Here is a 22,081-nt window from a genome sequence, read left to right as displayed (position 1 = left end):
CCGCGTCCCAGAGGATGTCTCGTTGCTGGCATACGACGAATCTCTCCTGTGCGAAATCGCCTAACCAACGATCTCCGCCCTCAGCCGCGACGTGTACGCCTGCGGCGCTCACACTGCAAGAGTGTTGCTCCGCTAGCTCGATTCGGCTGACCCATTCGGCGACGAGCTTGACGCAGAGCCGCGCTTGATCGAACCAGGATCGACGGGCGCGCCCCCACCATCTCCCGCAGATTGAACCCGCCGTCAACTCATTTCTGGCGACCTCACTGGTGAGCCTGTCCTCCACAATCGGCCGAATGGGTCCCGGCGCTCTGGTCGCAAGGTCACTTGCCAACCCGCGGTTCTGCATGCTTATTCGGCCACGTGGGCGACAGAGGGGGCGCAGCCCTAGAGCGCTCCCTGCGGCAGGCTTCGGTATGGCGCCCAAGGGGTCCCCACATGCCGCCTAGCGCGTCTGCCGACGCTCCTCGAACGCTAGGCCGATAGCGCCCTGATGGTCTTCCTGCATAGCCTCCCAGCCACCGCGCTCCTTGTTCGCCTTTGGACTTCGGCGCTTTACACCGCGGCCGCGACGTAGTTGGGCGGCTGCCTCGTTCCTCTCGTAGCCGAGCAGTGCGACGGCGCGCTTCACCTGCAGCCGGGTCTCCTCGCGGACATGCGGGTCGGCGTTCAAAACCCGCGACACGGTCGCGAAGCTCACCCCAGCCAAGCGGGCGACGTCTTTGATGGTCGGGGGTCTGGGGGCGTCAGCTTGGTCCCCCGACCCGTTGGCAGGGGTGGTATCAATCTCGACGTTCGACAGTCGGGAGTCCCGACACGCGGCTGAGGCGTCCGTCATGAGGGTTGCCGCCCCCTTCACGAAGCCCGAGGCATCCCCCACAATTGGGTGAGTGCCGGCAGACCGACACGCCGTCGTATGAGCAGTCGCGCCGCCGGGGTCCGGCTGGCAGGGGTCACGAATCTCCGGCTCGGCGCTGGTCGGCGGGTTCCAGCGAACATCAGGAGACCTGCCGCTCATGTCGGGGATGGTTCTGCTGGGGGTTGGATGGCGCGCCCGGCGCGGTGTTGGATCAGCTGCCCGGTGTCGGCACGGTGCTGCATCCAGGCGGCATCGGCTGCACCGATGATGCCGGCGCTGTTGATCGACTGCGCGAGCCGGACCGGGGTGCGCGGGTTGAGGTGGTGAAGCCACTTTTCGGGGTTCTTGGAGATGCCGCCTCCCAAAATGATCAGGTTGGGCCAGATCAGGTTTTCCAGGGCCTTCAGATAAGTGTCGGCGCGGGCGCCCCAATCGGCCCAGGTCAGCTGGTCGCGTTCACGGGCTGACGCAGCGGCGCGGCGTTCGGCGTCAACGTTTTCGATCTCGATGTGGCCGAGTTCGGAGTTGGCGACCAGCTCGCCGTTGTTGATTACGGCGACACCGATGCCGGTACCGAAGGTGACGACAACGACGACGCCTTGCTGGCCCCGGGCTGCACCGTAGTGAGCTTCGGCGAGGCCGGCGGCGTCGGCGTCGTTCAGAAAGGTCGATGGTCCACTTAGCCGGACACCGATGAGCTGGTGCAAGGAAGTGCCGATCCAGCCGTCGTCCAGGTTGGCGGCGGTATGAGCAACGTCGTCGAGGACGACACCCGGGAAGGCGACGCCTACAGGGCCGGCGAAGTCGAAGTGGGCGGCAACGGCGGCCACGACGTCGGACACGTCGACTGGCGTCGCTGGATGTGGGGTATCGAGCCGATACCGCTGACTGACCAGGGACCCTGATGAGATGTTCACCAGACCGCCTTTGATTCCGGTGCCCCCGATGTCGATGCCGAGGGCGACGTCTGGCTGGTAGCTCATTTGGGTGCCACCAGACGCTCACGGAGGAACCGAATCTTGCTTTCGTCGTGCTGCCTGCTGTGGGAGTGCACCCCGAATGGGTTGACCTCTATGCGCTTGCGCGCGGTGATGGCGTTATAGGCAGCGAAGACCGTTGATGGCGGGCACACTCGATCCATCAGACCCACAACTATCGAGGTGTCTGCCGTGATGCGGCGTGCGAGAAGGGCGTTGTCTATGTAACGCAGCGTGTCGCGGGCGGCATCGACCAGGTCGAAGTGCATGGCGAGGAAATCGGATATCTCGGCGTACGGGTGTTGGTCCGAGAGTGTGATCGCGCGTTGGATGTCGCATAGGAAAGGTACGTCTGCCGCGCATGCACGCACTGCTGGCGGCAGAAGTGCCGCCGCCGCGAGGGCGAGCGCGCCGCCCTGACTGCTGCCGGTGACGCCGATGCGATCAGGGTCTACGCCGGGTAGTTGAGCGGCGACCTCGACTGCACGAACCGCGTCGACGTAGAGCCGGGTGTAGTAGTAATTTTCGGGGTCGGCGATGCCTCTCGTCATGACCTCGGCTCGTTCCGCGAACGTCCCTGTCCCGTCCGGCGTCGCTCCGGTTGACCAGCGACCGCCTTGCCCCCGCGTGTCCATGACGAGGTGGGCGAAGCCGACGGCAGCGAGCGCGAGGTGGTCRCTCGGGACGCTGCGTCCGCCGCCGTAGCCGATGTAGGTGATGACTAGAGGCAGCGCCGTGTCGCCGGAGTCTGCTGGGCGCAGGTACCAGCCGCGTACGCGGTCACCGCGAGCGCCGGAGAACTCGACGTCCCAGACTGGCAGGTCTCCGTAAACCTCTGGCCGGTGACGCGTCATCGTGGTCGGCCGTGCCGATGCTCGCGCTTCGTCGATCCGGGCGACCCAAAATTCGTCGAGCCCCTCAGGCTCAACCGTGGTCGTGCGGTAGGTGCGCAGTTGGTCCTCGGGTAGGTCAAACCAAGGCATGGCGTAGGCCTTTCGGGGCTGTCGAGGATGGAGGATGCACGCTGCGTAAGAGGGATCATCGGACGCTGACCCACGCACGTGATGAGGACGCAGGGTCACGCGCTGACCCTGCGTCCTCATTTGGTGCACGAGCGTTAGGTCTGCGACGTCACTTCCTGCGGGCCGATGCGTACGTGTCCCAGGCGGCTAGGGCTCGCACGTAGTAGGCCGCTCGGTAGGTCGTGGGGTCGTAGCCGTTCCACGCCTCGGGGGTGTTGAAGGCGTATGCACCACCTGCGGCTGCGCTCGGGCTGTAGATCTGGTGTACCAGACCCTCCGCGAGCTCGTTGCCGTCGGCGACCAGGTCGGGTCGTCCGAGCCGTCGGCCTTCCCGGATGAGCGTCCCGGCGAACTCAAAGTTCGTCCCGGTCCACACCTCCGCGGCCTGGAACCCGAGTTCCAGGGGCCGGTTGAGCAGGAACGGGTACGGCTTGCCACCGTAGGGGACGAGGTTCGGCGCCCCTAGCATGTGCCCCGTGGGGTCCTTCAGCTGCGTCATGAGGTCGAAGGTATTGGTCAGGTGGGCTGCCACATGTGCAGGCGGATTGATGTCCGGCAGGCCGAGCTGCTCTGCCACGTGCTGAGGCCACAGCACGTCGACGAAGGCATCCGTGGACCGGGCTCCTGCGTCAGTGAACTTGTAGTAGCTCCCGGTCCAGAAGGCCGCCTCGTACGCGGCGCGGGAAGTGGCCCGCGTGTGGTTGAGGGCGTTTAGATCCACCGTTGAGGCTGCGGGAATCCCTAGCCGCTTTGCGTCCTTTGTAGCGGCTGCCATGATGTCTGCGGCCAAGACGTAGAGGCCGGAGTTGTAGACACCATGCACTCCACCGGACTGCCCCATGATGTCGTAGGTGCTGGCGAAGGCGGCCGGCTCCGTGGGCAGCGTGTCGCCCTGCGGTATGCGAGATTGGACGTCGTGGGTCCAGGCGCGGAGCATCGCAGGGTAGATGTCGCGCAACAGTGCGTCGTTGCCGGAGCTGTGATACGCGCCGTACGAGCGGATCAGGTATTTGGCCGGACGGTCGAAGAAGGTGGTTTCGGGGACGGCTGGGCTGGCGGAGTGCTCCCATAGCAGCCACGGTGCGGTCAGGTGCCACCAGAGGTAGCTGCCGACCTGGCCATTGAAGCCAGGGCTCCCGGGTACTCGGCCGTTCGGGTCTTGGGTGACCATCTCGGAGGTTGCGCGTACCCAGGCGGCTTCAGTGGATGGGAACAATTCGCGCAGGGCGATCGCCATCTGCCCTGCGACGTCGGTCTCGCCGGCGTCGGCCCAGCCACCGCCCGTGACCGTGTGGAACAGGTGGGTGCCAGGAACCGCCGAGCCTATCCGGGGTGCACCGGTCAGGTGTGGACTGGAGACGAGGCCGGATTCCCAGAAGGAGCCGTTGAATGGGAGCTGACCAAGTTCGTTCAGAGCGGCCATGCGGATTGCGGGCGACACCGTGTTGTCGAATGCCACCGGCTTCCACCAGCGTGCCACGGCTTTCGCTGCCTTGTCTTCGCGGGCGAGGTTCCGGGCCGCGATGGCGAAGCCCTGATTGCCGGCATAACTGCCCGAGATGTAGTTGTTTCGTGCGTCTTCACGGGCTCCGTAGTAGGAGGTGTAACGCCGCATCCAGACTGTGTCCCCCGCAGTACCGAAAGTGACTTGCGGGAAATCCCAGGCCAGGACGAAGTGAACGGTTTGAGTGTGATGAGCAGGCAAGTTCATCGCGACTGCGAGGGCGCTGGCGGAGCTGCTGTTGTCGATGGCAGCGTTGGGAAGGAGACCGGTTGCCTTGAAGGGGGTGTAGATGTCAGAGCCGTCACCGTCGGCGTCCCAGGAAGTTGCGTAGGTAACTCGCTGTCCGGGTTCGCTGCGAACGGCAGTGGTCCACTCGCTGTTCTGCGAGTCTGCGGTGTTGTCCGGGCTGGAGGCCCCCAGCGTGATGCCGGTGATCTTGTTGAGGTGATCGACCGTCTTGTGGCTGGTGTAGCCCGTGCGGACACTGGACACGGGGCTGGGGGTGTTCTGAACAGTGCTGGCCACGTGGGTTGGAGCGTTCGGGAAGGTGAACATCGTCGACACCTTCGTCGCCTTGCTCGTCTTGTTCGTGAGTTGCACATCGAAGTAGGCCACCGGTTGGGACGAGGACTCGTCGTTGCCGGCCACGATGGGAGACCAGAAAGTGGTAGACACAGACGTTGAGGGCACGGGGTCGGTGTAGTCGATCCGACCGAATGGATAGAGCGCGCTGTAGGTCCCCTTGCCAGCATCTAGGGTCGACCAGGCAGGAAGGACGGAACCGAACTCGGAGCTGTTGACGGCCAGCGTCCTCGTCGAGGCACTTCGGCCTCGCTGCTGCTCGCGGATGTGGATAGCAGCTTGGGGCAGGATCCGCTTCTCGTAGTTGGAGTTTGTGGCTCCGCCCATACTCCAGGGACCGAAGGTCCCAGCTTGGTTGATCATGAAGGAGCCCGCTCCGAGTCCACCGAGCGGGATGCCGAGGCCGGGCTGCGCCATGGGGTTGCCGAGCCCGAAGGGCACGGTGTCGGGTGCGGAGGCATCCCCGGCGCACCGCTGCCAGTCGCGAGGGCTACATGGGGTGCTGCCAATCACTCCGAGGGGTCGCTGGTATGCCGCGTCGCCAAGGGCAGTGTGTCGCGCCGGTTGCGCGGCTGGCGCCAGCGGCACCGACGCTAGGGCTGGTGCGATGCCGGTGGCGGCTATGCCGACTGCGACAGCAAGGGCCGCCCGGCGCCTGCGGCCCCTCCGGCTTCTGGAGAAGTTTGGGTCTTYCATGGCTTGACTCGCTTCCGGTCGGCACTGACGGATGGGACATTCCGAAGGCGTCCGAGGACGGCCTTTGGGCTTGATTGGGGCTGGAGATCAACCCCGGGCCGCGGCACTGACGACCCCCTGCCGGGGCGTCGTCGGCTTGACCCACGCGCCGGTGCGCGCTGACTCCAGAACGGCGTCGGTCAGTGCGGCCGCGCGAAGCCCGTCCGCGAAGGTGGGTAGGCCGTCCGGTCGCTCGCCGCGCACCGCCCGGTGGACGTCTCTGACGAAGTTAGTGAAGCAGTCTTGGTATCCCTGGGGGTGCCCTGCAGGGACCAGGTCGTAATGGGGGCCGATGACTTGGTCCTCCGCGGCACGCGGCAGTTCCACGTTGTGGCCCCGTCCGCCGATCCAGAGGGAGTCCGGGTCTTCCTGGTCGAACTGGTAGGAGGCGTCGGCGGTGTCGATGGAGAACCACAGCCGGTTCTTGCGACCGGGTGAGATCTGGCTGATAACGCTCGAGCCGATCGCCCCGTGGTCGGTGACGAACTGGATGACTGCGGCGTCCTCGGTGCCCGATCCTCCGGCTCCTGTTCGCGGTAGCGCCAACAGTTGCGCACTGACCCGGGCGATGCGATGGCCGGTCACGAACTCGACCAGGTCACACCAGTGGACGCCAATGTCGCCGAAGGCTCGCGAGTGTCCTCCGAGGGCGGGGTCGACCCGCCAGTTCGTGTCGTCGGGACGTGATAACCAATCTTGAAGGTAGCTGCCGTGGATGATCCTGACGCTGCTTTTCGGGGAGGCGAGGACACGTGCTCGGGCTTCGCGAACGGAGCCGTAGAAGCGGTACGCGAATGGGATCGCGTGGACCACTCCAGCCGCGGTTGCTGCCGCCTCGAGGTCCTCGGCATCCGAAGTGCTCGTGGCCAGCGGCTTCTCACAGATGACGTGCAGGCCTGCGGCGATCGCTTCGTGCGCGAGCTCTAGGTGGGTGTGGTTGGGGGTGCAGATGTGGACGACATCGACCTGGCCCCCGTTCAGTGCCTGCTCCAGGGCGGTGTATGCCGACTCCGCCCCGAACCGTGTCGCAGCGGCGGCCGCTTGGTCGGCGCTGCGCGAGACGACGGCCGCGACGGTGCCCCCAGAGGCGCGTACCGCCCGAGCATGAACGTCGCCCATGAATCCCGTCCCCACGATGACAGACCGAATGGCTGACGGGATGGCGGTGGGGCTCATGACGTCAGACCCGGGGCGGTGGCGAACGCGGAGTCGAACGACGTTTCAGGCGGTTCAAACAGTTGGCTGCGCAGGTACGTCACAGCCTCGGCTGCGCCCTGCAGCCGGTCCATGCCGGCGTCTTCCCACTCGACGGAGATGGGTCCGTCGTAGCCGATGGTCGTGAGCATGCGGAAGCACTCGGCCCAGTCCACGTCGCCGCGCCCGGTCGACACGAAATCCCAGCGGCGTCGCGGGTCGGCCCAAGGCAGGTGGGATCCGAGGATGCCGCGGCGACCGTCGGGGGTCCGCATCTTGGTGTCCTTGCAGTCGACGTGGTAGATCCGGTCGCGGAAGTCCCAGATGAAGTTCACCGGGTCGATGCCCTGCCACACCATGTGCGAGGGGTCCCAGTTGAGACCGAAAGCGGGTCGGTGGTCGACCGCCTCCATGGCCAGCTGTGTGGAGTAGTAGTCGTAGGCGATCTCGGAGGGGTGGACCTCGTGCGCGAAGCGGACACCGACCTCGTCGAACACGTCGAGGATCGGGTTCCACCTGGCGGCGAAGTCGAGGTATCCGGCCTCGACCATCGCGCTGGAAGCAGGGGGGAACATCGCGACGTACTTCCAGATCGACGACCCGGTGAACCCGACCACGGTGGTCACGCCCAGCCGCGCGGCCGTGCGCGCCGCGTTCTTGACCGCCTCAGCCGCCCGATGACGAACTCCCTCCGGGTCGCCGTCACCCCAGACCGAGGGAGCCAGGATGCCTTGATGGCGTTGGTCTATCGGGTCGTCGCAGACGGCCTGACCTTGGAGGTGCGCGGAGATCGCGTACACGCGCAGGCCAAAGCTGTCGAGGGTCTTCCGCCGCTCGGCGATGTAGGCGTCGTCGACGGCGCCGCGTTCGGCGTCGAGGTGGTCTCCGGAGCATGCGATCTCCAGTCCGTCGTACCCCCATGAGGAGGCCAGCCGGCATACTTCCTCGAATGGCAGGTCCGCCCATTGGCCGGTGAACAGAGTCAGGGGTCGCCGCATGGCGTTCTCCTATTCGTAACGCTTCGGTGCTGGTGAGGTGGGGGCGAACTACTGGCCGGCGAGCGAGCCGCCGATTCCACCCACGCTGAAGTACTTGTTGAGCAGCACGAAGATGACGACAGGCGGGATCATCATGACGACGGCGATGGCCATGACTCCGCCCCAGTCGGTCGTGTTCTGCTGGAAGAAGGACTGCACGCCCAGAGGCAGCGTGAACGCGACGGCTGAGCGCAGAAAGACGATGGCGACGAGGTAGTCGTTCCAGGCGACGAGGAACGTGAAGATGGCGGTCGACAGGACGCCGGGCAGGGAGTTGCGCAGCACGACCTGGGCGAAGCCTCGGAAGAGTGATGCGCCGTCGATCCAGGCGGCTTCCTCGAGGGAGATGGGGATGGAGTCCATGTAGGCGGCCATCATCCAGGTGGCGACCGACATGGCGGAGGCRACGTAGACGATCGTGACGCCGAACAGGTTGTCGATCAGGCCGAGTTTGGCAAACAGGATGAACAGAGGGATGACCGAGGTGACCACGGGCAGGCTCTGGAAGACGAACAGCAGAAGTGAATAGCCGGACACGGCCCTACTCCGGCCCCTGGAGAGGACGTAGCCGGCTGGCGCCGCGACGGCGAGCGAGACCACGACGGTGCCGAGGGTGACGAGCAGGCTGTTCTGAAGCCAGAGAATGACATCGCTATTGGCGAAGACGTTGCTGAAGTTCTCGAGGGTGAACCCGCTGCTACTCGAGGTCACCGTGGGGGTGAACGCCAGAAACAGCACGACGGCAATGGGTATCAACGTGACGACCACGATGAACAGGACGAGGACGAAGCGCCACCACTGCCCGCGGGTGCCCTTCTCCTGTGATGTCAGCAGTTGCTTGCCGGCGACCTGGCCGACCTTGGCCGTTTGGTGGACGATAGCCATCAGATCGCTGCCTTTCGGATCTGCCGGTAGAGGAGGGTGGCGATGAACACCAGCACGACGGTCATCATGAACGCGACCGCGACTCCGAGGCCGACTTGCTGGTTCTGGAAGACGGTTCTGTAGGCGAGCACGACCAGGGAGTTGGTGGCGTCGATCGGACCACCGCCGGTGAGCAGGAAGATGGTGGGGAAGTCGTTGACGCAGAAGATCGTCATGAGGATCCACGAGATGTATGTGGACCGGGCGATCATTGGCAGGGTGATCCAGCGCAGCTGCTGTGGGCTGCTCGCGCCGTCCATGCGGGCCGCCTCGTAGACGGTCTCGTCGACGCTGGCCAGGGCTGCGCTGGACATCAACATCATGAACGGGAAGCTGACCCACACCTTGAACACGCAGACGAGAATCCGAGCCCAKGTCGGATCGGCGAGGAACAGCGGCGGGGCGAGTCCGAGGTTTTCGAACAGCGTGGGAATGGGGCTGGAGCTGGTGGCGACCAGCCAGTTGATCGCGGTGGAGGAGACGACGATGGGCACGACCCAGGGCAGCAGCAGCAGCACCTTGAAGATGCCGCCCGCCGGTATCCGGGTGCGCAGTAGGAGCGCCAGCGCAAGCCCGATGATCCAGCTGCCGAAGACCCCGACCACGGTGAAGACCACGGTGAACCCGGCGGCCTTCCAGAACGTGGGGCTGTTCAGGTTGTCGATGTAGTTCTGCAGCCCCACGAACTGCCCCGGGTCGATCAGGGTGCCATCGTGCAGCGACTGCCGGAACGCCTGGATGAGCGGCCACCCATGGATCAGCAGCAGCAGCACGATGGACGGCAGAGCCAAGAAGAACATGGTCCACGTACCGGGCTTGAACCGTCGCCCGCCCGGCGTCCCGGGGGCACGCCTCTCCCGAGTCGACGCGGCCGTGGTCGTGGACGTCATGTCACGACTTCACGATGCTGGACAGGCCCTGCTGCAGGGTCGTCAGCGCCGACTTGGCGTCCGTCCGCCCGCCGAGGACCGCTTGGGCGAACTGGTTCAGCGGCTGGCTGCCGTCGACCTGGCCGATCGCGCCGAACAGCTTGTCCGAACGTGCGCCAAAGGTCTTGGCGACCGGCTGATACTCCTTGACCACCTTCGCCTTGGCCTCGTCCTTCTGGAACTCGGGCAGGTCCACGATGGACTGCAGCACAGGGAGAGCGCTGATGACGCCCTGCTGCCAGTACGACTTCATGTTCTTGATGTAGTAGGACACGAACGCCTCGGTCGCCTGCTGGGACGGGGTGTTGGTGTACATCATGATGCTGTTGACGTATGCCAGGATTGCCTTGTCGCCGTGCGGACCTGTCAACGGGCTGGCAACCACCAAGTCTCCAGTGGTGTCTCCGATCGACTCGTTGAGTCCCGCAGTGTGAATGCCGAATGCGTTCTTCTTGTTCTTCCACTGGGCAAGGAGATTGTCTGCGGAGTAGCTAACCGAGGCGCGGTCGCTGATGCCGGCCTTCACCAGCTCGATGACGAAGTCGATGGCCTCGACGTTGCGCTCGTTGAGCAGGTCGAGCTTGCCGTCGGGCGAGAAGATGCCGCCGCCGTTGTTGATCATCATCATGACGATTCCCTGGACACCGAAGCTGTTGCCTGCTCCCGCCCCCAAACCGAAGCCGAAGTAGCCCTTCTTCTTCAGTGCGGCCCCGGCGGTCATCAGTTCATCCCATGTCGTGGGGATCTTCGCTCCGGCGTCGTCGAACAGGGACTTGCGGTACCACCAGACCCGGTAGTCGGACTGCCAGGGGACGCCGACGTATCCCTTGTCGGTCTTCATCGCCTCGATCGTGCCGGGGAGGAAGTCCTTCTTGAAGCCTTCCTTCTCCCACGTCGAGATGAGGTTGTCCGCCATGGCGATGTAGCCCTGGTCGGCGAACTGGAACGCCTGGAACCCGCCGCCGGAGCTCGCCGCGGGACCGGTCTTGGATGCCAGTGCCGAGGAGAACGTGGTCGTGAAATTGTTCCACTGGATTCGTTGCAACGCCGCCCCCGGCAGCCCCTTCGCCGGCTTGTATGCAGCGACCAGGGCCTGCGAGGCCTTGTCGTACGTGCCTGTGGACCATGGCATGTCCCAGAACTTCAATGTCCCGGCGGCGCCACCGGAGCCGGTCTGGGTTTTCGACTCGGCGCAGGCCGCCAATCCGGGGATGAGGGCCAGACCGGCAGCTGCGCCGGAGGCCTTCAGAAAGCCGCGTCGGGAGAAGTCAGGAATGCTCAGGTTGGTCATGATTGGTCCTCTCGTGGGTGTGCATTGTGTTGAGCCAGTTGGGTCAGTGCAGGGGTCATGGCGTTGGAAGAACGTCGGTGACCAAGATCAGGTCCGACCGCAGTTCGGTCAGGTCGGTCGTCAGCCGGGTCCCAGCGACGGCGGCGTGTAGTCGCCGCCATGCCGCGCGGTGGGAGGACTCCCACAGCGTGGGCATCATGGTGGCGCCGCTGGGCGTGGTGATGACGAGCGCAGCGGGTCGGGCGCTGGCGGAGTCCGGGAGGACCAGCTCGACCGCGGTATCGGCGGTCAGTCCCCGAACTCGTAGGGAGGCTTTAGTGCCGGACGTGACGTGGGCACTGAGAAGGACCGGTGATCCCGCGGTCGTCGACGCGCGCAGGTAGTAGCCGCTGCCGGTCCAGTTCAGCCTGTGGAGGTCCGCGAGGGGCTGACCGAGGCGGCGCAGGGTGGCCAGCTGGTCAAGCAGGGTGGCGCCCAGCTCAGACGCATCGTGATTCGTGGCCGCGATCTCGATCAGCGCGTCGGCCGGCCAGCCGACGAACGCCTCAGCCGCCGCGGCCACGGCAGGGTTCCCCGCAAACCGGTAGTCGACGACCACCGGAAGGGAACTCACGTCGGGAACCTGGTTCGCCAAGACTGGTGTGGGGTGGACGATCAGCAATCCACGGGTCTTGTGGCGGAGGCACTCGGCGGTTCGCTGTAGCCAGCCAGAACCGCCGTGGACGGCAAACAGATCGGCCGCCTCGGTGGATTCCGCGGCTACCAAGGAGGTCGGCAGAGACGCGATGACGGGGAGGATGCTGTCGGCGACGGCCCCGTCGGCCCCGGCGCTGACCCGCAGGGCGGTCATCGGGCACCGGCCGGTACGGAGCTGCTCGCCAACGCCCCTGCCGCCTGAGCGGACAGATCGAGGGCGAACGTCAGGTCGGCTATCAGATCAGTCGGGGAATAGCGGGGCGCGTGCCCGAGAGCGAGGTCGTACAGGTGTTGCCACTGCTCGACGTACCCATTCCGCGCGCTGGGGGCAAGCCGCACCTGTTGGTCGGCTGAGCTGATGGCTGCCTCGGCGGAGCCTGCTTGGACGTATGAGGGCGTGAATTGGATTGAGCCGACCCGGTCTTCGGCATACACCTCCAACAACCAGTTTGGGTTCCAGTTGTCAGACAGGTGGGCGTGCAGCTCAACGACCTGGTCGCCGCAGGAGAAGACGACCAGATATCCGAACGGGCTCAACGTCTGTGCGCTGCGAACGACGATGCTGTCCGTGGAGGTCAGGAACGCACGGATCAGAGGGAGGTCGTGGATGGCGAGTCCGAGGATCCCGCCACGCAGCCGATTCGCTCGGTCGTCGACCGAGTTCGAAGGCGAGGACTCCTGCCGTGGCGGGCGGCTGGTCACTTCGGTGGCGAAGTCCTCGAAGCGAGGGTTGGGCGGAAGTACCACCGAGCAGCGGATGTGAGACGCGCTCCCTCGGGTTGGCCCCCAAGCCTCGGTGAACGAGATCCAGCCAGGATCGTAGGTGTGCATCGCGCCGACGATGATGGGTACACCGGTCTCCTGGGAGACCTGCGCGATCCGTGACGCTTCGTCGGTCGTGGTCGCGAACGGCTTCTCGCACAGCACGGCTCGCTTACCCGCTCGGCAGGCGGCGATGACCTGCTCGGCGTGGAACTGGTGCGGGCTGCATACCGCAACGACGTCCACCGTGGGGTCCTGCAACAGGTCGTCGATCGACGTGGTTGCCCGAGCCCCGACTCGCGCGGCGACCTCATCGGCGGTGACTTCACTGACATCCATCACCGCTCGCACGGTGAACAGGTCGGTCAGCCGTGCCAATGCGGGGAGATGGATGGCCTGGGTAACCGGCCCGCTTCCCAGGAAGCCCACGCCGAGCGCGGCGGTACCGGTCATGACGCGGAGACCTCGAAGGCCGGCTGGGCCTCGAAGTAGCTCAGGCCGACGCGTGCGCTCTCTACGCGCGTCGGCAGGTTCGGCACGTCCACCTCGAGGACGGCCCACCCGTCGAAGCCATTCAGCGCTGCGATCACAGCGTCCAGGTCGACATCACCACGTCCGGGCTCGGTCCAGACATGCCGCACGGCGGTCGCGGCCTGATAGTCGTCGCCTTGCTCGCGGGCAGTTGCGGCTGCGGCCGCGTCGACGTCCTTGATGTGCACGCACGCCACTCGCGCCGCGTAGGCCTTGACCATGCGCGCCGGGTCAGCGCCGCCCCAGAACAGATGGCCTGTGTCGGGACCGAACCCCAGGGCAGAACCTTCCGACCAGTCCAGCACCGCCCGGATCTCTTCTTCCGTCTCCACCCACGAGCCGACGTGCGAATGCAACGCGGCGGTGACTCCTTCGGCCTGCATGACCTCGGCAGTTGCCACCATGCCGTCGGTGAGTCGCTTCAGTCGTTCGTCATCCGGGAGATGTCCGATAGCCGGACGAGCCAACCGCTCGGTCGCCATGTCAGACGCGATGAACATCTGCGACAGGCCCAGCTCGGTGTGCGCCTGGGCGGCCCGGCGCGCGCGCTCAAGGACCCTATGGCCGGAGTCCGCGTCCGCGAAGTCCTCGGAAAAGTAACCGGGGGCCGGCTCGAACCCGTAGTCCGCGAGGGTCTGGCTGTACTCCTTGACCGTCATATCGTCTGGCACTTGGGCGTGCATAGCGCGGAAGCCCACCTCGCGCAGGTCGGTCAAAGCCTCGACTAGCACCGTACGGCTCAGCTGGAACCGGCCGTTCTTGAGCACCCACGGAAGCGGGTTGACGGCGACCTTCATCTTCGAAGCAGACATCAGTGTCCTTGTCGATTGCGCCAAGGGAGGTGCGGGTCGGCGAGGTGCGGTTGGCCTCGGCGTTTCTATTCGGAGGATCGGGGCGGGTGACCCGAGCGCCGTGTGATGCCGAACATATGTACCTCACGGATAAAAGTCAAGGTTTGGGACGCGAGGGATTTAACTGTGAGGGATGTAACCTTGCGAAGCGCCCGATCAACTCCGGAGGACACGTGGCAAAACGGCTTGTCAGTACGGCTCCTGTCGCGTCGAGCGACACCCACCTCGAGCAGGTGCTTGAGCTAATTCGCGAAGGCGCCGCGAACACCCGCCCAGACCTCGTCCGCGTCACGGGGCTCAGTCGGAAGATCGTCATCCAGCGGGTCGACCAGTTGACCACGGCGGGTTTGGTCCGCGAGGGTCCGACCGTCGCGTCCACGGGAGGGCGCCCGCCTGGTCGGCTCGACTTCGTTGCGGACGCGGGGAGCGTGCTCGCGGTCTCGCTCGGCAGCACTGGCCTCACCGCCGCGATCACCGACCTGTCAGGCCGTGTCCTGGCAACCCGCCACCGCCGGCTGCCACTCGCAGCGCGTCCGGACGTGGCGCTCGCGGGGGCCGAGACAGTCTTCGCGCGGTTGCTGGGGGATTGCCCCGCAGGCGCCCGAGGGCCCCTGCGTGGAATCGGCGTCGGCGTGCTCGGCCCGGTCGGGCCTGACGGCCTGACCATGGATACGACGCGCGACGGTGGATGGGCTGGCTTCTCCGTCGCCGACTGGTTCAGCTCCAAGTACCACGTGCCCGTTTGGGTCGACAACGAGGTGAACATGATGGCCGCCGGTGAAGCGCGCGAGCGCTCCACCGAGGAGTGTCGGAACATGCTGTACGTGAAGATGGGTACCGGAATCGGTGCGGGACTGATCAGCGACGGAGTGCTCTACCGGGGCGCCTCCGGCGTGGCCGGCGAGATCGGCCACATGACGATCTCCAACGATCGCTCGTTGATCTGCTGGTGCGGCAACTCGGGCTGCCTGAACACTTTGGCCAGCGGGAGGGCAATCACCAAGTTCGGAGTGACGGCGATGCGTAAGGGGAACAGTCCCTTCCTTGACGGGATGCCGGCGCGCCAGATCCGAGACGAACACATCGTGGCGGGCGCGCTTGCTGGCGACGAGGCCTGTGCGCAAATCATGGCGCGAGCGGGCGAAGCACTCGGGTTAGCTGTCGCCGGCGCAACGAACCTGATCAACCCCGCGTTGATAGTTATCGGTGGCCGAGTGGGAGGCAAGGCGGGCCACCTCCTGACCGAACCGGTCCGGCGATCCGTGGACAAGCGCTCATTCCCGCTCGCGACGGAGCGCCTGAAGGTCGAAAGCTCGCAGAACGCGAACACCGCTGGCGTGGCTGGTTGCGCAGACACCGTCATCCGAGGGCTGCTCTCCGGCGAACAGCTGGAGGCCTGGCAGACGGCCGTAGATGATCCCTCGCTGGAGCCGGCTGCTGGATAGCCGCCCTGCCGGACTCCATGAAGAAGATCGAGGCTCGGGCACCGGTGTGGGGATCACATCTTCATGGAGCTCTTCTCGGGGTTGACCCATGACTCGCGATGGTCATGCGCCTTCATGGCTTGTGAGGTCAACCCCGGTCATGTGGGCCAGTTGGCTGAGGAGTCGGTCTTGATAGTGGCTATCGGCTGCTGCCTTTGCACAGCGCGCTGGTCGGCGGTGATGCCAGACCGACCCGCTGCGCAGCGCCTCGGGGTCGTCGCTAACGGCGAGCCAAGTCTGGGTGAGATGACCTTGTTCGAGGTCGTCGGTGGCGGAGGGGCCACCCATGCGGGTGGGTACCCAACCTGGGTCGACGGCGTGGCTAATGGTGTCCTTCCAGCGGCGGGCGACGGCGAGGGCTAGCGCGGTAACGAAGAGCTTGCTGTCGCAGTAGGCCTGGGTGCCGTTCCAGCGACGGGTCTTCCAGTCGAGGTCGCTGAGACTGTCGTCGCCGCTGATATGCATGTCGCTGGTCAAGTAGATCAGCCTGTCCGGTCGTTCAATCAGACCGGTCAAGACGTAGGGGGCGAGGGTGTTGACCGCCAGCGTTCGCGGGTGTCCCTCCCGGCCGGCGTGGGCTTCGTGGTCGCCGTAGACCCCGGCGTTGTGGATTACGGCGTTCATGCGGCCGAGCTCATTGACCTGGTTGGCGAGGTGACGTGTTTGGTCCGGGTCGGCGAGGTCTCCGGTGACGACCGTCGCACCGCGCTGCACCAGGTCGGTCAACCCGGCCGCTCGGCTCCTGTCCCGGGCGTGGACTACCACCTGGTGGCCTTCGGCCAGCAGCCGCGCCGAAGCGCTGCGTCCTAGGCCTTGGGCGGAGCCGGTGATGAAGATGCGGGCCATGAGTTTGGTGTGAGCTCTCTGCTTGGCCTAGGCGAGGAAAGGGTCGACCGGAGCGTTGTCAACGTAGATTCGTTGATCGGTGAATCTGCCGTCGGCAATGGTGAAGATCGAGGAGGCGTTGACTGATACGACGGTGTCGTCGTGGAAGTGCCAGAAGGTGGTTGCTTCGAAGATGGTGACGCCGTCCTCCTCTTGCCAGACGTTGGTCAGCGAGTGGGTCAACAGCTTCACCTTGCTGAGCAAGTCGACCATGCGGGCGAGTAGGGTGTCCCGGCCGGTGATGGTCGGGGCGTTGGCGAAGGTGTGGGTGATGTCGTCAGCGCAGTAGGCGCCGAGACGGTCGATGTCCTTCCTCTCCAATGCCGCGAAGTAGTCCGTCAGGAGGTCGATGGTGGCCTGCTCGGCTTGTGGCACGACGAGTCCTTGTTGGGTAGTGGGAAGATGAGCGCTCAGTTGGGTGTGACCGAGCCGGGTGAGGGCGGCCGTTCCGGGCCGTCACCGGCTCGGTGATAGAAGTGTTTGGCCTCTGTGGCCAGCGCGGTCAGGGCGTCCAGTTGCCCTGGTTCAAGCTCGATGTCGGCTGCGGTGGCGTTCGCTCGCAGTTCCTCAATGGTTTCGGCACCGATGATGGCCGCGGAGACCGCCGGGCGGGACAGGAGCCAGGCCAAGGAGGCCTGGTATGGCTGCAGACCCCATGTTTGGCCTAGCCGGTCGACTTCGCGGCCGATGGCGATTTCAGCGTCAGTGAATCCTGCTCCGGAGAAGCGCTGGTCGCCGGCAACGTCGCGGTCAAGGACGCCAAGGTCGGCGAGGAGTCCGCCGTGCAGTGGGGCGTAGGGGATGACCGACAGTCCGAACTGCTGGCACGCCGGCGTGAGTTCGCGTTCGGCGGTCCGGTCGATCAGGTTGTATTTCACCTGCGCGGCGACGGGTGAGTGCTGGCGCCGGTCGTCAGCGATCCATAGGGCCTGGACGACCTGCCAGGCCGGGTGATTGGAGAGGCCGACATATCGGATTTTGCCTTGCCGGGTGAGATCGTCGTATACCGCCAGGGTCTGCTCCAGTGGCGTGTCCGGGTCCGGGTCATGGGCGTAGTAGAGGTCGATGTAGTCGGTCTCCAGGCGGCGCAGACTGGTCTCGACCTGGCGAATGATGTGGCGGCGTGACAGGCCGCGGTCGTTGATATTGGGTCCGACGATGCCGTTGGACTTGGTGGCGATCACCATCTCGTCGCGGTGACCGCGGAGGGCGCGGCCGAGGATCTGTTCAGCGGGCTCACGGTCGGCGGCGGCCGGGGCTCCCGGGCGGTCGAAGACCGGCATGTTGCCGTACACGTCGGCGGTGTCGACGAAGTTGATGCCCATGTCGATCGCAGCACCGACGACCCGATCGGCGTGCTGTGCCGTGGGGGCCACCCCGAAAGTGGCGGTTCCCAGACAGATTTGCGACACCCTCACACCGGTCCCACCGAGGACGGAGTACTTCACTAGCGCTTCCCTTGCTCGACCTTGCACTGGAACGACCATCGACTCAACTATGAACGGTCGTTTACTAATTTAAAGCGTAAACGACTGTTAATGTTTGGTCAACACGGCGAGAGGGGCGAGCAACGGTAATGGCACGTGCCAACACCACAGTGAGCGGCGGGCGCGGGCCCTACCGCACTGGCCTGCGGCGGCGCGAGCAGATCATCGACGCCGCTACCGCAGTATTTGCCGAATATGGCTATGCCGGCGGATCGGTCCGCACCATCGCCGATCGAATCGGTGCGTCGCCGGCTTCCGTGCTTCAGCACTTCGGCAGCAAAGAAGGGCTGCTGATGGCTGTTTTGGCGGACTGGGACCGCCACACCGTCGAAGCCCGGCTCACCGATGTGGCCGGGCTGGACTACTTCCGCCGCCTCCCAGACGTGATGCGTGCCCACCTGGCCAACCGGGGTCTGCTCGAACTGTTCTTGACCATCGCCGCCGAGGCATCGAGCCCTAGCCATCCAGCCCATGGGTTCATTCAGGATCGCTACGCCGCCAACCTGGGTACGCTTGCAGCACATCTGCAAGAAGCCATAGAGACCGGCGAGATCGCCGAGCTTAGCTCCGCCGAGATCGACCTAGAGGTGCGTCTGGTGACCGCTGTGCTGGACGGAATCGGACTGCAATGGCTGCTCGACCCCACCACTGACGTCGTTGCCAGCGTCGAGACCTACATCAACCGAACCATGACAGCCTGGCGTACTCCCCCGGGCGACGGACCACACACGCCCTAGGTCAGTGATGTCGTCCCGAACCAGGGGCCTCAAACCGTCCCCGCAGAGGGCTAAGCGACGGCGCGAGCCCGCGGCTCGACCGCCACGAGCGACTCCACTGCCGCGACCAGGCGACTGACGACCTGGTCGTCGCCCAGCACGTCGACGCCAGTGGTCGTCTGCGAGAACTCGATGTGGTCCGGCACTACCGCGCCCGCGATCGTTGCCGACCGGCGCGCGTGGTCGTGCGCCCACCGACCGCCGTACTGGCTCGCCGTCGTACCGACCGCGGCGAACGGCTTGCCCGCGATCGCGCCTTGCCCGTACGGCCGGGACAGCCAATCAATGGCGTTGTTCAGCACCGCAGGCATGGTGCCGTTGTACTCCGGCGTCACGGCCATCACCCGGTCGGCACCAGCCACGAGGTCGCGCAACCGCTGCACGGAGGACGGGGCAGACCCGCCGTCGAGGTCCTCGTTGTAAAAGGGTATCTCGTCGAGCCCATCGGCAATCACGACGTCGACGCCTTCGGGGGCGCGCTCGACCACCGCCTCAGCGACACGTCGGTTGAACGAGTCCTGGCGCAGGCTGCCGACAAGCACGACAAGACGGGTGGTCGGGTTAGCGGTCACGGGGGGCTCCTTGGGGCTGGGTATGGATTGCTTTGCCAGGAGCATAAGCGGACCATGGTCCGCTTATATTCCCAGCCCTTAGACTTCCGGAATGAGTGGCGACCTCCTCCCACTGCTTGGAGGTCCCCGCCCCGAGCGCTCCGATGCAGCTCGCAACCGCGAGGCGTTGCTCACGGCTGCGCGTCGCATGGTCGAGGAGAAGGGCGTCGAGTCGGTGACGATGGACGCCCTCGCCCGGGAGGCAGGCGTCGGCAAAGGAACGGTCTTCCGGCGATTCGCCAGCCGAGCGGGTCTTATGGCAGCGCTCCTGAACCACGGTGAGGCACAGTTCCAGACCCTGGTCATGAGCGGGCCGCCGCCCCTTGGACCAGGCGTCGGTCCCTGGGAGCGGCTGGTCGCGTTCGGCCACACGCGTCTGCAATACAGCCTTCATGCGGCTCGCCTCATCGAGGCAGCGGGGCAGCCTGGCCGCCGCTCCGTCGCCGTGGAATCGTTCGCCAGCCTGCACGTGATCCACCTGTTGCGCCACCTGGAGGTGCGTGGAGACGTGCGGTTCCTCGCAAAGGCGCTGCTGGCACCCTTAGAGTCCGTCATCGTCGAGGAGACGGTGCGCCTTGACGATTTCCCCGTGAGCCGATTCCTCGCGGGCTGGGAAGACCTTGCTCGCCGCGTGGTCGAGGGTTGAGGACGGCAGCGGTGATCCCACCGAGCTCGACTCTCTCAACAGCCGTGCGGCCAAACCGACACGGCACGACAGCAGGAAGTCCCGGTGATCCACGGTTGGGGACGTATGGCGAGATATCGCGCGCCTCTTAAGAAGGCGCCTGCCTTGCAGGCTCGCCATGTATGACAGTCGAAGGGGCGGAGGTTCGCCCCCGCTCACACGAAGCCGAAGGCTAGCCGGCTGCCCCAGAGGCCCACATCTGCGCGTTGAGCGGAGGTGATGGCGAGCGCCATCTAGACAGGGATTTGAGCCGGGCGCCTCGGCGTCTCCTGCTTAACAGACGCCGGCTCGGTGGTTCCGAGGACGAGCGGTCGGAGATCCTTCTGCGTTCCCGGCGGGCAGCCAACTGTGGTCAGCCTCCACATCCACTCCTCGCGGCGAAGCGGGGCGCGGGACCCCGGCCCACGTGCGCCGCCCAAGGCGAGCCATTCTTGACAACCGCCTCCGCGGGGCGACGTAAGGCACGCAACTAGGCACGGCGAGCCGTCCTCGATGAGCGCGCTCGTGTTGACGTAGTCCAAGGCCTTGCAACTCCACGGTCCTACTCCTGTCTTGCTATTGGAGAGCGAAGGTCGGCCGAGCCAAACGTTGGCAGCGCAGCCCGGCCGGCACGCGCGGGCGACCGCGATGGATGCGGCCGCCAACGCGCCGTCGGCCGTCACATCCCAACGAGCTGCGGCGGTCAAGAAGCGATCACAAAGTCGCCGTGTCGATGACAAAGCGGTAGCGGACGTCGGAGGCGAGCACCCGCTCGTAGGCCTCGTTGACCTGGTCAGCGGGGATGACCTCGATCTCTGCGCCCAGCTCGTGCTCGGCGCAGAAGTCGAGCATCTCCTGGGTGAGGGCGATGCCGCCGATCATCGAGCCGGCAAAAGACCGACGGGCGCCGATGAGCGAGAAGACGTTGAGACTCAACGGATCCGCGGGGGCGCCCACGTTGACCAGGGTGCCGTCGACGGCCAGGAGGCCGAGGTAGGCGTCGAGGTCGATAGCGGCGCTGACGGTGTTGACGATGAGGTCGAAAGTGCCCGCGAGCTGCTCGAAGGTGTCGGGGTCCGACGTCGCGAAGTAGTGGTCGGCGCCAAGCCGCAGCCCGTCCTCCTGCTTCTTGAGCGATTGCGACAGCACGGTGACCTCGGCGCCGAGCGCGTGGGCGATCTTCACCCCCATGTGGCCGAGTCCGCCGAGGCCGACGATGGCGACCTTCTTGCCGGGACCGGTGTTCCAGTGCCGCAGCGGCGCGTAGGTGGTGATGCCGGCGCAGAGCAGCGGCGCCGCAGCAGCAGGGTCAAGGCCCTCCGGCACGGAAAGCACGAAGTCGGCGTCGACGACGACGTGGGTCGAGTAGCCGCCCTGAGTGGTGGTGCCGTCGCGGTCGGTGGCCGCATAGGTGCCGACCATCCCGTTGAGGCAGTACTGCTCGTCGCCCTTGAGGCAGCTGGCGCACTCGCCGCAGGAGTTGACCATGCAGCCGACGCCAACACGGTCGCCGACCTTATGGTTGCTGACGTCCGCGCCGACCTCGGCGACCAACCCGACGATCTCGTGACCCGGCACGACGGGGAAGGGCTGGGGACCCCAGTCCCCGTTGACGGTGTGGATGTCGGAGTGGCAGATGCCGGCGAACTCGATCTTGATGAGGACGTCGTTCGGGCCGACCTCGCGTCGCTCGATCATGGTGGGGGCCAGAGGCTGGCCGGCGGCGGGTGCTGCATAGGCGTTGACGCGCATGTGGAAGATCCTTCGTGTCTGGGTAGTGCGTGGCTGGGTGGCTTTGCTGGGCGGCTGTCCAGGGAGCGAGGGCTCAGGCGCCGTACTCCGCGTCGGTGACGGGATCGAGCCAGGTCACGACCTGGCCGTGGTCGTCCGCCTCCTGGATGGCGACGTGCGCCATGAAGCGGTCGGCCGTGGCACCGTGCCAGTGCTCCTCGTGCGGCTCGATGTAGACGACGTCGCCCGGACGGATCTGCTGCGGTTCGCCGCTGCGCCGCGCGACGTACCCGATCCCGTCGGTAACGTACAAGGTCTGGCCCTTGGGGTGGCGATGCCAGGCGGTCCGTGCGCCCGGGGTGAACCGCACGTGGGCGCAGCCGACGGCCGACTGCTCGTCAGGGTTGCGGATGCCGTCGATGTAGACCGTGCCGGTGAACCAGTCGCTGGGGCCGACCGCCGTCTGACCGCCGCTCTGGGTGAACTTCATGTGGTGCTCTTCCTTCTTTTCAGGTCGGATGGGATCGGCTCGTAGGAGAAAAACAAGTG

21 protein-coding genes are annotated in these 22,081 nt (G+C 65.7%); 3 read left to right on the top strand and 18 right to left on the bottom strand.

Annotation, left to right across the window (positions count from 1 at the left end):
• Positions 1-445: 445 nt before the first annotated feature.
• The 12 genes from AC1DX8_RS01680 to AC1DX8_RS01625 form a co-directional block, all read right to left on the bottom strand.
• Complete coding sequence (locus tag AC1DX8_RS01680; RefSeq protein WP_477628158.1) at positions 446-1,018, bottom strand: LacI family DNA-binding transcriptional regulator; 573 nt, start codon at positions 1,016-1,018, stop codon at positions 446-448.
• Complete coding sequence (gene ppgK, locus AC1DX8_RS01675) at positions 1,015-1,842, bottom strand: polyphosphate--glucose phosphotransferase (RefSeq protein WP_477628157.1); 828 nt, start codon at positions 1,840-1,842, stop codon at positions 1,015-1,017. Before ppgK ends, AC1DX8_RS01680 begins: the two co-directional genes overlap by 4 nt.
• Complete coding sequence (locus tag AC1DX8_RS01670; RefSeq protein ID WP_477628156.1) at positions 1,839-2,819, bottom strand: acetylxylan esterase; 981 nt, start codon at positions 2,817-2,819, stop codon at positions 1,839-1,841. The genes ppgK and AC1DX8_RS01670 overlap by 4 nt, the downstream gene beginning before the upstream one ends.
• 148 nt (positions 2,820-2,967) lie before the next feature.
• Positions 2,968-5,361: a GH116 family glycosyl-hydrolase gene (locus tag AC1DX8_RS01665; RefSeq protein WP_477628155.1), complete on the bottom strand. Its 2,394-nt coding sequence runs from the start codon at positions 5,359-5,361 to the stop codon at positions 2,968-2,970.
• Positions 5,362-5,727: 366 nt separating this feature from the next.
• Positions 5,728-6,855: a Gfo/Idh/MocA family protein gene (locus AC1DX8_RS01660; protein WP_477628154.1), complete on the bottom strand. Its 1,128-nt coding sequence runs from the start codon at positions 6,853-6,855 to the stop codon at positions 5,728-5,730.
• The gene (locus AC1DX8_RS01655) at positions 6,852-7,871 is read right to left on the bottom strand and encodes a sugar phosphate isomerase/epimerase family protein (protein ID WP_477628153.1); all 1,020 of its coding nucleotides are present in this window, start codon (positions 7,869-7,871) and stop codon (positions 6,852-6,854) included. The genes AC1DX8_RS01660 and AC1DX8_RS01655 overlap by 4 nt, the downstream gene beginning before the upstream one ends.
• Positions 7,872-7,919: 48 nt before the next feature.
• Entirely contained in the window at positions 7,920-8,795 is an 876-nt protein-coding gene (locus AC1DX8_RS01650; RefSeq protein ID WP_477620630.1) for a carbohydrate ABC transporter permease, read from the bottom strand.
• Positions 8,795-9,634 carry a carbohydrate ABC transporter permease gene (locus AC1DX8_RS01645; protein ID WP_477620628.1) on the bottom strand — a complete coding sequence of 280 codons (840 nt, stop codon included), beginning with the start codon at positions 9,632-9,634 and terminating at the stop codon, positions 8,795-8,797. The genes AC1DX8_RS01650 and AC1DX8_RS01645 overlap by 1 nt, the downstream gene beginning before the upstream one ends.
• Positions 9,635-9,725: 91 nt before the next feature.
• Positions 9,726-11,054 carry an ABC transporter substrate-binding protein gene (locus tag AC1DX8_RS01640; RefSeq protein WP_477628152.1) on the bottom strand — a complete coding sequence of 443 codons (1,329 nt, stop codon included), beginning with the start codon at positions 11,052-11,054 and terminating at the stop codon, positions 9,726-9,728.
• A gap of 55 nt (positions 11,055-11,109) precedes the next feature.
• Entirely contained in the window at positions 11,110-11,667 is a 558-nt protein-coding gene (locus tag AC1DX8_RS01635) for a hypothetical protein (RefSeq protein ID WP_477628151.1), read from the bottom strand.
• 233 nt (positions 11,668-11,900) lie between these two features.
• Positions 11,901-12,965 (bottom strand): Gfo/Idh/MocA family protein, encoded by a 1,065-nt coding sequence (locus AC1DX8_RS01630; protein WP_477628150.1) that lies wholly within the window; start codon positions 12,963-12,965, stop codon positions 11,901-11,903.
• The gene (locus tag AC1DX8_RS01625) at positions 12,962-13,840 is read right to left on the bottom strand and encodes a sugar phosphate isomerase/epimerase family protein (protein ID WP_477628149.1); all 879 of its coding nucleotides are present in this window, start codon (positions 13,838-13,840) and stop codon (positions 12,962-12,964) included. Before AC1DX8_RS01625 ends, AC1DX8_RS01630 begins: the two co-directional genes overlap by 4 nt.
• A gap of 227 nt (positions 13,841-14,067) precedes the next feature.
• On the opposite strand from AC1DX8_RS01625, the gene AC1DX8_RS01620 reads away from it, so the two are divergent.
• Positions 14,068-15,339: an ROK family protein gene (locus AC1DX8_RS01620; RefSeq protein WP_477628148.1), complete on the top strand. Its 1,272-nt coding sequence runs from the start codon at positions 14,068-14,070 to the stop codon at positions 15,337-15,339.
• A 102-nt stretch (positions 15,340-15,441) separates the two neighbouring features.
• Here the strand turns inward: AC1DX8_RS01620 and AC1DX8_RS01615 are convergent, their stop codons facing one another.
• Genes AC1DX8_RS01615 through AC1DX8_RS01605 form a run of 3 tightly spaced genes read right to left on the bottom strand, consistent with a single transcriptional unit; the run spans position 15,442 to position 17,711 of the window.
• On the bottom strand, positions 15,442-16,224 hold the full coding sequence (locus tag AC1DX8_RS01615; protein ID WP_477628147.1) for an SDR family NAD(P)-dependent oxidoreductase: 783 nt from the start codon (positions 16,222-16,224) through the stop codon (positions 15,442-15,444).
• Positions 16,225-16,251: 27 nt separating this feature from the next.
• Positions 16,252-16,638 (bottom strand): nuclear transport factor 2 family protein, encoded by a 387-nt coding sequence (locus tag AC1DX8_RS01610; RefSeq protein ID WP_477628146.1) that lies wholly within the window; start codon positions 16,636-16,638, stop codon positions 16,252-16,254.
• A 35-nt stretch (positions 16,639-16,673) separates the two neighbouring features.
• Positions 16,674-17,711, bottom strand: coding sequence for an aldo/keto reductase (locus AC1DX8_RS01605; RefSeq protein ID WP_477628145.1), 1,038 nt, complete (start codon positions 17,709-17,711; stop codon positions 16,674-16,676).
• Positions 17,712-17,839: 128 nt separating this feature from the next.
• Between AC1DX8_RS01605 and AC1DX8_RS01600 the strand changes: the two genes are divergently transcribed.
• Positions 17,840-18,487 (top strand): TetR/AcrR family transcriptional regulator, encoded by a 648-nt coding sequence (locus AC1DX8_RS01600; RefSeq protein ID WP_477628144.1) that lies wholly within the window; start codon positions 17,840-17,842, stop codon positions 18,485-18,487.
• A gap of 50 nt (positions 18,488-18,537) precedes the next feature.
• Here the strand turns inward: AC1DX8_RS01600 and AC1DX8_RS01595 are convergent, their stop codons facing one another.
• Entirely contained in the window at positions 18,538-19,098 is a 561-nt protein-coding gene (locus AC1DX8_RS01595; protein ID WP_477628143.1) for an NADPH-dependent FMN reductase, read from the bottom strand.
• Between the two features lie 91 nt (positions 19,099-19,189).
• Between AC1DX8_RS01595 and AC1DX8_RS01590 the strand changes: the two genes are divergently transcribed.
• Positions 19,190-19,783, top strand: coding sequence for a TetR/AcrR family transcriptional regulator (locus AC1DX8_RS01590; RefSeq protein WP_477628142.1), 594 nt, complete (start codon positions 19,190-19,192; stop codon positions 19,781-19,783).
• Positions 19,784-20,515: 732 nt separating this feature from the next.
• On the opposite strand, the gene AC1DX8_RS01585 is transcribed toward AC1DX8_RS01590, so the two are convergent.
• Together AC1DX8_RS01585 and AC1DX8_RS01580 are read right to left on the bottom strand one after the other, a co-directional pair.
• On the bottom strand, positions 20,516-21,553 hold the full coding sequence (locus tag AC1DX8_RS01585) for an NAD(P)-dependent alcohol dehydrogenase (protein WP_477628141.1): 1,038 nt from the start codon (positions 21,551-21,553) through the stop codon (positions 20,516-20,518).
• Positions 21,554-21,626: 73 nt separating this feature from the next.
• Positions 21,627-22,022 (bottom strand): (R)-mandelonitrile lyase, encoded by a 396-nt coding sequence (locus AC1DX8_RS01580; protein ID WP_477628140.1) that lies wholly within the window; start codon positions 22,020-22,022, stop codon positions 21,627-21,629.
• Between the last annotated feature and the right edge of the window lie 59 nt (positions 22,023-22,081).

Source organism: Pedococcus sp. P2_A3 (genome assembly GCF_056405035.1).
The sequence above is the reverse complement of the archived record's forward strand: the minus strand, read 5'-3'. Positions and strand labels throughout refer to the sequence as shown.